The sequence below is a fragment of the Armatimonas sp. genome, assembly GCF_964826245.1.
The window spans coordinates 1-12,509 of sequence record NZ_CBAYMC010000129.1 but is presented as its reverse complement, the minus strand read 5'-3'; the positions used below and the strand labels follow the sequence as shown (position 1 = coordinate 12,509).

14 protein-coding genes are annotated in these 12,509 nt (G+C 59.2%); 13 read left to right on the top strand and 1 reads right to left on the bottom strand.

The window, feature by feature from the left end:
• Positions 1-124: 124 nt before the first annotated feature.
• The gene (locus AC1XOS_RS13265) at positions 125-331 is read right to left on the bottom strand and encodes a hypothetical protein (RefSeq protein WP_481962700.1); all 207 of its coding nucleotides are present in this window, start codon (positions 329-331) and stop codon (positions 125-127) included.
• A gap of 58 nt (positions 332-389) precedes the next feature.
• On the opposite strand from AC1XOS_RS13265, the gene AC1XOS_RS13260 reads away from it, so the two are divergent.
• The 13 genes from AC1XOS_RS13260 to AC1XOS_RS13200 form a co-directional block, all read left to right on the top strand.
• Positions 390-857, top strand: a complete 468-nt coding sequence (locus AC1XOS_RS13260) for a CYTH domain-containing protein (RefSeq protein WP_481962699.1) — start codon at positions 390-392, stop codon at positions 855-857.
• Positions 858-930: 73 nt separating this feature from the next.
• Positions 931-1,107: a hypothetical protein gene (locus AC1XOS_RS13255; RefSeq protein ID WP_481962698.1), complete on the top strand. Its 177-nt coding sequence runs from the start codon at positions 931-933 to the stop codon at positions 1,105-1,107.
• A 15-nt stretch (positions 1,108-1,122) separates the two neighbouring features.
• Positions 1,123-1,911 (top strand): hypothetical protein, encoded by a 789-nt coding sequence (locus AC1XOS_RS13250; RefSeq protein WP_481962697.1) that lies wholly within the window; start codon positions 1,123-1,125, stop codon positions 1,909-1,911.
• Between the two features lie 198 nt (positions 1,912-2,109).
• The gene (locus AC1XOS_RS13245; protein ID WP_481962696.1) at positions 2,110-3,636 is read left to right on the top strand and encodes a sulfatase-like hydrolase/transferase; all 1,527 of its coding nucleotides are present in this window, start codon (positions 2,110-2,112) and stop codon (positions 3,634-3,636) included.
• Positions 3,637-3,699: 63 nt separating this feature from the next.
• Positions 3,700-3,909: a hypothetical protein gene (locus AC1XOS_RS13240; RefSeq protein WP_481962695.1), complete on the top strand. Its 210-nt coding sequence runs from the start codon at positions 3,700-3,702 to the stop codon at positions 3,907-3,909.
• A 16-nt stretch (positions 3,910-3,925) separates the two neighbouring features.
• Positions 3,926-5,251 (top strand): Gfo/Idh/MocA family protein, encoded by a 1,326-nt coding sequence (locus AC1XOS_RS13235; protein WP_481962694.1) that lies wholly within the window; start codon positions 3,926-3,928, stop codon positions 5,249-5,251.
• 1 nt (position 5,252) lies between these two features.
• On the top strand, positions 5,253-6,095 hold the full coding sequence (locus AC1XOS_RS13230) for a 3-keto-disaccharide hydrolase (RefSeq protein ID WP_481962693.1): 843 nt from the start codon (positions 5,253-5,255) through the stop codon (positions 6,093-6,095).
• A 15-nt stretch (positions 6,096-6,110) separates the two neighbouring features.
• A complete protein-coding gene (locus tag AC1XOS_RS13225) occupies positions 6,111-7,097 on the top strand; it encodes a sialate O-acetylesterase (protein WP_481962692.1) in 987 nt (328 codons plus the stop codon).
• Positions 7,098-7,099: 2 nt separating this feature from the next.
• Positions 7,100-8,371 (top strand): MFS transporter, encoded by a 1,272-nt coding sequence (locus AC1XOS_RS13220; RefSeq protein ID WP_481962691.1) that lies wholly within the window; start codon positions 7,100-7,102, stop codon positions 8,369-8,371.
• Entirely contained in the window at positions 8,368-9,120 is a 753-nt protein-coding gene (locus AC1XOS_RS13215; protein WP_481962690.1) for an SDR family oxidoreductase, read from the top strand. The genes AC1XOS_RS13220 and AC1XOS_RS13215 overlap by 4 nt, the downstream gene beginning before the upstream one ends.
• 77 nt (positions 9,121-9,197) lie before the next feature.
• Positions 9,198-10,622 carry an outer membrane protein assembly factor BamB family protein gene (locus tag AC1XOS_RS13210; RefSeq protein WP_481962689.1) on the top strand — a complete coding sequence of 475 codons (1,425 nt, stop codon included), beginning with the start codon at positions 9,198-9,200 and terminating at the stop codon, positions 10,620-10,622.
• Positions 10,623-11,068: 446 nt separating this feature from the next.
• The gene (locus AC1XOS_RS13205; RefSeq protein WP_481962688.1) at positions 11,069-11,398 is read left to right on the top strand and encodes a hypothetical protein; all 330 of its coding nucleotides are present in this window, start codon (positions 11,069-11,071) and stop codon (positions 11,396-11,398) included.
• A 215-nt stretch (positions 11,399-11,613) separates the two neighbouring features.
• Positions 11,614-12,509 (top strand): type I restriction-modification system subunit M (locus AC1XOS_RS13200; protein ID WP_481962687.1); only part of this gene is annotated, 896 nt, incomplete at its 3' end.

Sequence of the window (12,509 nt, the reverse complement as noted above, 5' to 3'; positions counted from 1 at the left end):
CAATGCGGCAAGTCCGGTGGCTGTTGTCTGCCCGAAGGAACAGAGCAGATAGTCCGTGTAGAGGTCGAGTAGGCGCGAAGTCGTCATGGGCTTTTCAGGCCGTCATGGGGCCAAACCCATTTTATCAACTCGGCACTGCGTAAGGTGAGTTAATCAGTCCAAAGGCGGCCAGTCCTCCGGCTAGTGTCGCGAGATTGCGCCAGTCGTTCTTGGTCTTCTGTCGTTGTTGCTGCTGGCGCTTGCCCTGTGCCCGCGTGATGCCCGGAGTCACCCCGAGCAAGGTGAGCGCGGCTAGTGCGCCCCCAAGGAGCCGTGTTGTCTTTGTTTGCATACGGCTCCTATGCTATAGATTTGCGCAGGGTTCCGTCTTTGCAGGTATGATCGTCCACATGGCAACGGAGATAGAGCGCAAGTTTCTCGTCACAGGCACCGACTGGCAGAGCACCACGCCCACTTACTACTGCCAAGGCTACCTCAACCGCGACAAGCACCGAACCGTGCGTGTCCGCGTGGCCGGTGAGCATGGCTTTCTCACGGTCAAGGGCATCACCACGGGAGCGAGCCGGGCGGAGTTTGAGTACACGATTCCTCTCGAAGACGCCAAAGCGCTTCTCACACTCTGCGATGGGCCACTGGTGGAGAAGATGCGTCATGTTGTCGAGCACGCGGGACTGCGCTGGGAGATCGACGCATTTCTCGGGGACAATGAAGGCCTCGTGGTCGCAGAGATCGAGCTCGAGTCCGAGGCGCAAGCGCTCGCGCTACCCGAGTGGATCGGCGCGGAGGTCACCGGCGATGCGCGGTACTACAACTCCAATCTCGCGATAATGCCCTACAAACACTGGAGTGGTAAATGAATCTACTACCATTCCGAGAACTCCTCATGGATTTTTCATTAATTGCTCTTAAAATCTACCCGAAGGAACAACGATGAGAAGATTTCAAGACACCGCCAAACCCGAGGTCAAGCGGGAGGCGAAAGACCCGGCACCGATTGCCTGGTACGCCACTCTCGCACGAGGGCTCGCGGAGGCCAAGCGCACGGGAAAGCCTATTTTGTTTGTGAGCGCTGCGCCCCACTGTGCGGGCGTCTCCGGCATGTGGTGACCGGGCAAGGTCACGATGGACCAGGGCTTCCTGCTCCATCCCGAGGTAGTTACTTCGGCTAAGAAGTTTGTGTGTATCCGGCTGACGTCCTACGAGAACGAGGCCGAGAAGCAGTTTGTGGCCCGAATGAGTGGCCGTGAGCCTGCCAATACGTCGTTTGCAATTCTGAATCCCGAGGGAAATGAGTACGCTCTGCGGGGGCGTGGTCCGGGTCGTGGCCCCCGTGATCTCTTCCCCGATGCGCCTGCGATGGCCAAGGGCATGGACGCGCTGGCGGCAAAGTATCCCCTCAAGGAAGCAACCGGAAAGCCCTCGCTGCCTGTCACCCTGAATGTCAAAGTGGGGCTGGCGGTAGCAGCGGCGGACTTGCTCCCCCTGGTGCTCGTGCTCGCCCCCCATGCCAAGCGCCAAGATGAGATCGAGGCCAAAGTCGCAGAGCAGGCGTGGGCCACAGACTTTGCAGGGCGCTTTACCTTTGCGAGCACGGTAGACCCCAAAGAGCTTGCTAAGCTCACGGGCAATACGGTTAAAGAGGGCGTTTTAATCATCGAGCCTGATATCTTCGGTGCCACGGGTAAAGTGGTCGGGGAAGTGCCGGGAAACCAGCTCGCCAAGCTTTCCGATGCCTTTAAGACCGCGCTCAAGAGCCATGTCAAGCTCAACAAAACCCGGCGGGACTTGGCCAACCGTGGGCTCAAAGAAGGCATCTACTACGAGACAGGGATTGAGGTCAGTGGGCGTGGCGAGGCCACAGACCGTGCACGCTACAAGCAGATGCTCGATTTCTACAAAAAGAAAGACTGAGGCGTCTGGGTAGCCTTCGGCTGCAAAGCCCGTGCCGGGCTGTAGATGTGGGAGCCCGGCACGGGCTTTGCGGCGCTTGCGCCACTGCAGACGCCTCATTCTATGGGGCGGACACGGTTGTGGATGACGATTCGCGAGAAAGGCTCCCATTGAGTTATGTTTAGAACCAAAGTCAGGTAAATATCGTCAAGGATTCCCATGAAATCAAAGCTCCTTTTTGCTCTCCCTCTGCTCTGTGCTTCGCTTGGTATGGTGCGCTCCGTGCAGGCTGCGCCGCCAGAGAAGCCCAATATTATCTTTATTCTGGCCGATGATCTGGGGATAGGAAATGTGGGATGCTACGGCTCTGACAATGCCAAGACGCCGCAGATCGACAAGCTTGCCGCCTCAGGGACGCGCTACACGAAGGCATTTACGGCGGCGCTGTGTGGGCCGTCGCGGGCACTGATCATGACGGGGCGCTATGCGTTTCGCAATGGCTCTACCAACCAAGATGCCTGCCAGCAGCTGCCACTTGAGGAGCTTCGGCTGGGCAATACGCTTAAAGCGGCGGGCTACGCGACGGCGGCGATTGGCAAGTGGGGACAGCTTCCCGGCGAGCCCAACCAGGCGGGCTTCGATGACTACCTGCGATTTAACGGCAGCGGCGTCTATCAGAACAAGCCCGGCGGCAAGGTCGAGGTGTATCGCGCTAATGGCAAGGAACTCAAGCTCACCGACAAAGAGTACATGCCAGACATCATGCACGAGCAGGCGATGGCGTTTCTGAAGAAAAACCAGGCAAAGCCGTTTTTTCTCTACTACTCCATGGTGCATGTCCACGGTGATATCCAGCCGACGCCCGATAGTGCGCCGGGTAGCAAGGACTTGTTTGGCGACAATATTCGCTACATGGATAAGCTCGTCGGCAAGCTTGTCGCCCAGCTCGATGCGCTGAAGCTGCGCCAGAACACACTGATTGTCTTTATCGGTGACAATGGGACGGCAAAAGGCCCCAGTGAGCTCTCTACGATCCACGGACGGAGTCTCTCGGGTTCAAAAGGCTCGATGTTGGAGGGGGGAGGGCATGTGCCGATGATCGCCAGTTGGCCTGGCAAGACACCCGCTGGGAAAGTCTCCAACACGCTGATTGACTCCACCGACATGCTCCCTACGTTCGCGGAGCTAACGGGCGCAAAGCTCCCCGAGAAAACTGTCTTCGATGGGGTGAGCTTCGCTCCGCAGCTCCAGGGCAAGCCCGGCAAGCCACGCTCCTGGGTCTATAACCAGCTCGCCAATAGGTGGTATGTCCGCGAACAGGGCTGGAAGCTCAACCAGCTCGGCGAGCTCTACGACATGGCCGATGCCCCGTTCACTGAGAAGCTCATCGCCACCGGAAGCGAGACACCTGCTGCCAAAGCCGCCCGCACACGCCTGGCTGCCGTACTCGCCACACTCAACCCCGCAGGCGGCATCGTGGACACCGGCGATGGCACGGGTCGCCATGCCAACAAGGCTAAAAATGCTCAAAAGAAAGAAGCTGCCGCTGCCGCAACAACCGAGACGAAAGTGCTGGAAGAGCGCTTCGATAAGCTCGACACGAAAAAAACGGGCAAGCTGACCCTGGAGCAGTTTATCCGCAACAAGCCCGACTCAGACGTCGCCAAGGCACGCTTTGCAAAACTCGACACCAACCACGATGGTATTCTCACGCGGGAAGAGTTTCTTGCGCAGGGAAAGAACTAGGAACAAACATACAGCAGAAATCAGAGCGAGTCTGGGAGGGACGGGGTGGCTACATCAGCATGGATGTCCCGGCACCGCGTCGCCCTGGGACAGCTTAGACCACGGCGGTATCGAGGCTGCCGCGCCACGCTCGATCCCCTTAAGCTGGAGAGCGATCCCAAGATCCAAGTGCTAGGCCTCCTCACTCTTGAGGGCTACGCGGTCTACGCCGAGCGCCTCAAGCCATTTCTGGCGAAGGCACTCGGAGGAAAAGGGCATCGTGGTAAGGAATGATGCAGAGAACCGACCTATGAAACGTCAAACCTCTCCTCCTTTCGCGATTGGCAAGCCAGGCAAGTCTGCCAATGGCAAGCTCAATATCGCCTTTATCGGCTCCGGCGGCTGGATCGCCCAGCAGCCCTACAAGCAAGGGTGCTCCGAGGAAAACCTCGTCGCCTTCTGCGATGTGGACCGCAATCAGTGCGCGGAGAACATGAAGGCCTGGCGCACCAACCAGCCGTTCTTCGATGATTTTCGGGTGATGCTGGATAAGATGCACAAAGAGATCGATGCTGTGGTAGTCTCGACACCCGATCACACCCACTTCGCCGCCACGCAGATGGCGATGGAGCGGGGGATTCATGTCTACACGCAGAAACCGCTCACCCACAATATCTGGCAGTGTCGGACACTTGCCAAGTCGCAGGAGCGCTATAAGGTCGTCACGCAGATGGGCAACCAAGGCCATGCCGATGACGGTATCCGTAACTCCGTCGAGGCCGTACGTGCCGGGGTGATTGGGGACGTTGCTCGGGTGCTCTGTCGCAACGACGGTCCGGAGATGGGAGGAACCCACTTTGGTAACCCTGCGACCATGCCGCCGCCGCCCTCGGCGATCCCCGACGGGCTGGCCTGGGATCTCTGGCTAGGGCCGACCGTGAAGCGGGAGTTCTACCGCGACTACCTGCCGCAGAAGTGGCGCGCCTTCTATGATTTTGGCAGCGGCATGCTCGGCGACTTCGGCTGTCACACGTTTGACACGCCTGTCTGGGCGCTCGATCTCGGCCCACCCACGGTGGTCGAGTGCCTCTACCGCGAGAAGTCACTGGAGGGCTTGATCCCCAAAGCCAGCCACATCCGCTTCCACTTTCCCGCCAAAGGCACGCGTGGCCCCGTGATCCTCGACTGGTTCGATGGTGCGTCGGACTGGAAGCGAGCCGGTCAGGTCAATACGTTTGGTGCGGACGAAGACGCACTCATCGGGCGCGCTTGCTGGCTCCTTGGCACCAAAGGCCTCCTTGGCTGCGGCACGCACGCCGGGCAGCCGCTGATCTTGCCAGAAGTCGTTCGCGAGAAGTGGAAGGCCAGCCCACCGGCCAAGACCCTCCCGCGCGTGCAGGGTGGGCCGTTTCGGGAGTGGATGCGGGCCATCAAGGGCGAAGGCCCTGAGCCCGGCTCCAACTTCAAAGTGGCGGCCAACCTCACCGAGATCATCCTGCTGGGCGTCCTAGCTCAGCGCTTCAACACCCGCATCGAGTGGGATGCCAAGGCAGGGCGCATCACCAACCACCCCGAGCTCAACGCCTTTGTGAAAGAGCCTGTCCGTGAAGGATGGCGCTTTGGAGAAACAGTTTAGTATGCGACAAAATGCTTCCAGAACTTGGATAGACCCCGCTATCGCCAAGCGGGAAGACCCGGACTTCACGGTTCAAGGCGAGTACGTCGGCAAGGGACTCGGGCTCCAGCTAGTGGCGCTCGGGGGCGGTAAGTTCGACGGTTATCTCTTTGAGGGCGGCCTTCCCGGCGCAGGCTGGGAGCCTGGCAGGCCCCGTACCCCGCTCAAGGAAGAAGAGGCTCTGACTCTCCGCAAGAAGCTCAAGCGTGTCGAGCGCCGCAGCCCCACTCTGGGCAAGAAGCCCCCGCGCGGCGCTACGATTCTCTTCGACGGCAAGAGCACCGATGCCTGGGAGCGTGGTAAGGTCGAGAGCGGGCATCTCCAGGCGACCGATGCCATCACCAAGCAGACATTCGCCAGCTACACCCTGCATCTTGAGTTCCGTACCCCGTACATGCCCGCAGCCCGTGGTCAGGGGCGTGGCAATAGCGGCGTCTACCACAGCGGCCGCTGGGAAACGCAAGTCCTCGACTCGTTTGGCCTCGAAGGCCAAGACAACGAGTGCGGTGGGATCTACTCGATCTCCAAGCCACGGCTCAATATGTGCCTGCCGCCGCTCGCCTGGCAGACCTACGATGTCGAGTTTACCGCCGCGACATTTGATGCATCTGGCAAGCGCACCGCCTGGCCGCGCATCACCGTGCGGCTCAACGGCGTTCTGGTGCACGAGAGTCTGGAGCTGACGAAAGACTTCACCACCTCCGCCCCTCTTACCGGTCCGCTGACCAGACCCGAAGGACCCGTTTTCCTTCAAAATCACGGCAACCCGGTTGTCTACCGCAACATCTGGATCGTGCCCCGCTAAGAAACAAATCAACAAATGAAAAAATCAATTCTCTCTCTTGCGGTTTTGCTCGTAGCCAGCCTCCCCGCCTTGGCGCAGAGCAAGCCCGTGCGGGTCTTTATTCTTGCCGGGCAGTCCAACATGGAGGGCCAGGGCTTTATCGCCGCCGATCCCAAGCGCAACGAGGGCAAGGGCTCGCTGGAGTTTCTGGCGAAAGACCCCGCCACGACCAAGCACTTCGCGCCGCTCCAAGACCCAAGTGCCGCCGGTCAGTGGAAGAAGCGCGACGATGTCTGGATCTCGTATCTGGAGCGAAAAGGCCCGCTCACCGTGGGCTTTGGCGCGACACCCGAGAAGATCGGCCCCGAGCTGGGCTTTGGCTGGGTGATGGGCGATACCCTCGATGAGCCGGTGCTACTCATCAAGTGCGCCTGGGGCGGCAAGAGCCTCGCGATAGACTTCCGTCCGCCAAGCGCGGGCAAGCTCCCGTACTCGCTGGGTGAAAAAGGCGATGCGGAGCTGGCGAAGAACCCGGAGAGTCTCGGCAAGTACTACCGCGAGACACTCACGCGCGCCAAGGCGGCGCTTGCTCGGGTTAAAGAGCTCGTGCCGGGCAGCGATGGGCGCTATGTCTTAGCGGGCTTTGGCTGGCACCAGGGCTGGAACGACCGGATCAGCGACAAGTTCAACGCCGAGTACGAGAGCAACATGGTGGCCTTCATTCAAGATATGCGCAAAGACCTCGGAGCCCCCGCGCTCCCGTTTGTCATCGCCGAAACCGGGATGAATGGCCCCACGGAGACGCATCCCCGCGCTCTCTCGCTCATGAAGGCCCAGGCCAACGCAGCCGCCCGCCCGGAGCTCAAGGGCAATGTGGCCTTTGTGAGTACCAAAGCACTCTGGCGCACGAAAGAGCAGTCGCCTACGGGCCAGGGCTACCACTGGAACACCAACGCGGAGACCTACTACCTCATCGGGGAGGCCATGGGCGAGGCGATGAAGAAGCTGCTCTCCGTACAATGAATATGACCGACTCACCCAAATCCACCATTCCTCAATGGAAGTGGTATGTCGTCGCGATGATGCTTTTTGCGACCATGATCAACTACATGGACCGCCAGACCCTGGGATCCATCTCGACCTTTATCAAGGCGGAGTTTAAGCTCGGCGAGGAGGGCTACGGCCAGCTGGAGGCGGTGTTTGGCTACTCCTACGCGGTCTTTCTGCTCTTGGCGGGCTTCCTTGCCGACCGGGTGAACCTGCGCTGGCTCTACCCACTCGCCCTGCTGGTCTGGTCCGCGGCAGGCTTTGCGACGGGCTTTGTCGAGACACTCTTTCAGCTCCAGGTCTGCCGGATTATCTTGGGCGGCGGCGAGGCGTTTAACTGGCCGGTTGCCGTCGGGATCATCGGGCGAATCATTCCACGTGAGTCTCGGGCACTGGCCAATAGTGTGTTTAATAGCGGGATGACCGTCGGGGCGGTGGTGACCCCGCTGCTGGTTCTGGCGCTCGTGAAGCCTAGCGGCGAGGGCTGGCGGCAGATGTTTATGATCGTCGGTGCCATCGGCCTGGTCTGGGTCGTGGCGTGGCAGCTGGTCACACGGGGCGAGCGGGCCGCCGAGATCGCGCACGCGCCCGCCAAGGCTACCGATTTTGTTCCTGTCCCGTTTGTCTCGGTCTTTAGGCTACGGAAGTTCTGGATCGCGCTGGCACTGGGGGTAGCGGTGAACATGAGCTGGCACTTCTACCGCGTCTGGCTCCCACGGCACCTGGTGATTGATCTCAAGTTCACGGATCAGCAGCTCCAGTATCTCCTCATCGCGTTCTATCTAACCGCAGATGTAGGCAGTATCGGGATCGGCTATCTGGCCCGCAAGTTCGTCTCCGCCACTTGCTCCGTCGAGCGTGCCCGTAAGAAGATACTCCTGCTTTCCTCGGGCCTCTGCCTGCTGGCGACGCCGCTTGTTTTCATTCCGGGGCGTGAGGTCATGGTGCCGCTCTACTGCATTGTCGGTGCGGGGCTGATGGGGGGCTTTGCGATCCTCTATGCACTGATCCAAGATGTCTCGCCGCAGCACACGTCCAAGTGCCTTGGGGCGGTGGGGGCCTCCTCCTGGCTCATCAACTCCCTGCTCCACCCCCTGGTGGGCCGCTACGCCGACACGCATGTCAATGCCATGGGTAAGTTCGCCCCGATGATCTTGGTGGCGGGCGTGCTACCGCTGCTTGCAGCACTCTTTGCGCTGACCTGGCCGGAGCAGAAAGAAGAAGAGCAGAAAGAAGAAAAACACAAATGAGCAAAGTCGCACTGGTGACGGGAGCGGGAAGTGGCGTGGGCCGGGCAGTCACTCTGGCGTTGCTCCGTGATGGCTACTCGGTTGCGCTGGCCGGGCGGCGCTCCGACGCGCTGGAGCAGACGGTCTCTGAAGCAGGGGAGTGGGGCACAAATGCCCTTATCGTTCCCACCGATCTGCGTGATCCTGAGGCGATCCGGGCGCTCTTTGCCCAGACCCAAGCGGCGTTTGGGCGGCTCGATGTGCTCTTCAACAACGCTGGGGTTGTCCTCAAAGGAACGCATTTACTGGAGGAGCTGACCTACGAGCAGTGGCAGGCGATGGTGGAGACCAACCTCACGGCGGCGTTTCTGTGCACACAAGAGGCATTCAAATTGATGAAAACCCAGACCCCCATGGGCGGACGCATCATCAACAACGGCTCGGTCTCCGCCCAGACACCGCGCCCCAACTCCGCGCCCTACACCGCTACCAAGCACGCCGTGACGGGGCTCACCAAGTCCACGGCGCTGGATGGAAGAAAATACAATATTGCCTGTGGCCAGATTGACATCGGAAATGCCCTGACGGAGAACACGGCGAAGATGGCCGATGGCATCCTGCAAGCCAGCGGCGCACTGGCCCCAGAGCCGACCATGGACATGGAGCATGTGGCACAGTCCGTGCTGCACATGGCCAACTTGCCGCTGGATGCCAATGTCTTGTTTATGACCGTCATGGCCACCAAGATGCCGCTAGTCGGGCGGGGCTAATCGGCTCGGCGCGAGTTGGCAGGTCAATCTGCGACAGTGTAGTGTATAACATTGTCAGCTTTTGGCGATATACAGGAATGAACACTCTTTTGAAACCAACACTTGCCTCTCTCACCGCCCTTGTGGGGCTTCTCCTGATCTCCCCGGCTCAGGCGCAGACCTCGGTCTGGCCGCAGTTTCGGGGGCCGAACGCCAATCCGGTGAGCGCCAATGCGCGGCTGGCAGATCGCTGGAGTAAGACGCAGAATGTCGAGTGGGCGCAGACCATCCCCGGGCGCGGGTGGTCGTCGGCGATTGTCGTGGGTGAGAAAGTCTTTGTGACCACGGCCACCACCGATGGCAAGTCCAAGGCGCCCCAAGTCGGCACCGAGTACAGTAATGAGTACGTTGCCGAGCTCGCCAAGCAGGGGCTCAGCGAGGCGGAGATCATGAAGAAGGTCAACGAGCGGGACTTTGAGCTCCCAAGCGAGGTGAACCTGCACTACTTTCTCTACTGCCTGGACCTCAAGAGCGGAAAAGTAAGCTGGAAGAAAGAGTTCTACGCGGGCCACCCGCCGGGAGGGCGGCACCGCAAGAACAGCTTCACGTCGGAGACGCCGGTTACAGATGGCAAGTTTGTCTATATCTATGTCGCAAATCTCGGGGTGTGGGCCTACGATCTCACCGGCAAGCTGGCGTGGACCAAGAAACTAGAGATCAACCCGATCTACTTGGAGTTTGGCACGGGTGGCTCGCCGGTCTTGGTGGGCAACCAGCTGGTCATTCTCAGCGACAACCAGAAGCAACAGTACCTCGCCGCCTTTGACACCAAGACTGGCAAGCAGCTCTGGCGCACCAACCGGGATCTTGCCATCTCCCAGGCCCCGCAGGCTCGCTCTAGCTGGGCGACCCCGTTTGTCTGGAAGCACGCCCAGCGCACCGAGATTGTCACGGTCGGCCCTGGCGTGGCGGTGAGCTACGATCTGGCAGGCAAGGAACTCTGGCGTCTGTCCGGAATGTCGCCCGCCCCGATCCCGACACCGTTTGCCTACGAGGGCCTGCTCTATATCAATGGCGGTCGTGGCGGCGGGCTCTACGCCCTCAAGCCGGGCGCTTCGGGCGACATCTCGCTTCCGCGTGGCGGCACGTCCAACGATTTCGTGGTCTGGAACCAAGCGCGGGGCGGCACCTACCTGCCCACCCCGCTGGCCTACGAGGGCGCGATCTACTCCCTCACGGAGACGGGGATTCTGAGCCGCTACGATGCCAAGACCGGCAAGCAGACCTACAAAGAGCGCCTCGGCACGGCGGGCAACTTCACAACATCGCCCTGGGCCTACAACGGCAAGATCTTCTGCCTCAGCGAGGAAGGCGACACGTTTGTGGTCAGCGCAGGCGAGACCTTCAAGCTGCTCCACACCAACCCCCTCGGCGAGATGGCACAAGCCACCCCCGCTCTGGTCGGCGAGCGCCTGCTGATCCGCACCGAGAGCAAGCTCTACTCCATCCGCAAGAAAACCTGAGGCTATGAGCCTTTTTCACGAACCACTGTGCCGCCGGTTGGAAACCGGCGTCTGCAATAGCCTTCGGCTGCAAAGCCCGTTCCGGGCTGGGGAACCAACTCGGTAGCCCGGCACGGGCTTTGCGGCGCTTGCGCCATTGCAGCCGCCCCATTTCATGGGGCGGCAATGATTCGTGGAAAAGCTCGGCATAGTTGAAAATAAGCTGCTTATGTAGATGCATAAGCAGCTTGTGGATATACATAAGCTCATGCAGATATGCTCAAGGAGTATATCTACGTACATCCGGAAATATGCATATCCATAAGTTTATTGTGCATATGCATAAACGGCTTATGCATATACATAAGGAGAATTTATACGTACATTTGCTCTCTCCGAAGAAGCAGGGTAGCATAGGGATGAGCAACCGTCGCTCACTACAAACGACCTTCTTTCAGGAGAAACCAATGGCATACAAACGACGATCTTCTCTGGCAGTAGATCAGACCAACCAGCGACTTATCGGTATCAAGCAGATAACCCCCGCCCCAACCCTCCCTGCGGGCCTGAGTATCGCAGCAACGGAGCAGAAAAAGCAGGCCATCGAGGCGCTTCTCACTCAGTACAACGGCCTCCTCGCCCAAGCCGATATCCTTCTTAACCAGATCGTGGACGGTGAGAAAGAGCTACGCCGCGATAACACCAAGCTCCTCACCGCCATCGGCCTGCTCTACGGCAAAGACAGCCCCGAGTACGAAGCCGCAGGCGGCACCCGAACCAGCGAGGCAGGTAAGTAGAGCATTGCCTTTGGGGCACAATCCCCAAAATCGTAACTCTGACCGCAGCGGCATAACACTCCTTACAAGGGAGCAAACGCCGCTGCGGCAGAAGCCTTCGCAAAGCAGCTCCTTCGTGTAGTGGTAAAAGAACAAGGCTAGAGACTACTTTTCCGTAGTCATATTGTGGTAATACAGATAGCCGTTCTATCTCAAGCTAAAAAGGAGCAACATTCATGTCAAGCACTCAACAACGCGCTGCCCTGCAGCGCCAGATATGGCAAATCGCCAACGATGTCCGAGGTGCCGTCGATGGCTGGGACTTCAAGCAGTATGTGCTGGGCACCCTGTTCTACCGCTTCATTAGCGAAAACTTTGCCAGCTATATCGAAGCTGATGATGACAACATCCACTATGCTGAGCTGCCCGATAGCGTGATCACCCCGGACATCAAAGACGACGCCATCAAAACCAAGGGCTACTTCCTCTACCCTAGCCAGCTATTTGCCACCATCGTTGCCAGCGCCCATACCAATGCGAGCCTGAATACCGACCTCGCCGCGATCTTTTCCGCTATTGAGAGCTCTGCCAATGGCTACCCCTCCGAGCTGGATATCAAAGGTCTGTTTGCGGACTTCGATACCACCAGCAACCGCCTCGGCAATACCGTCAAAGATAAAAACGTTCGTCTGGCCGCCGTGCTCAAGGGCGTGGCCGGGCTGGATTTTAGTGATTTTGAAGGCAGTCAGATCGACCTGTTTGGCGATGCCTACGAGTTTCTGATCTCCAACTACGCTGCCAATGCGGGCAAGTCTGGGGGCGAGTTTTTTACCCCGCAGCATGTCTCCAAACTCATCGCCCAGCTCGCCATGCATCAGCAAACCAGCGTCAATAAGATCTACGACCCGGCTTGTGGCTCTGGCTCGTTGCTGTTGCAAGCCAAAAAGCACTTTGACGCGCACATCATTGAAGACGGTTTTTGGGGCCAGGAGCTCAACCACACCACCTACAACCTGGCGCGTATGAACATGTTCTTGCACAACATCAACTACGACAAGTTCAATATCCAGCTCGGCGATACGCTGCGCGCTCCACATTTTGGTGATGACAAACCGTTTGATGCCATCGTCTC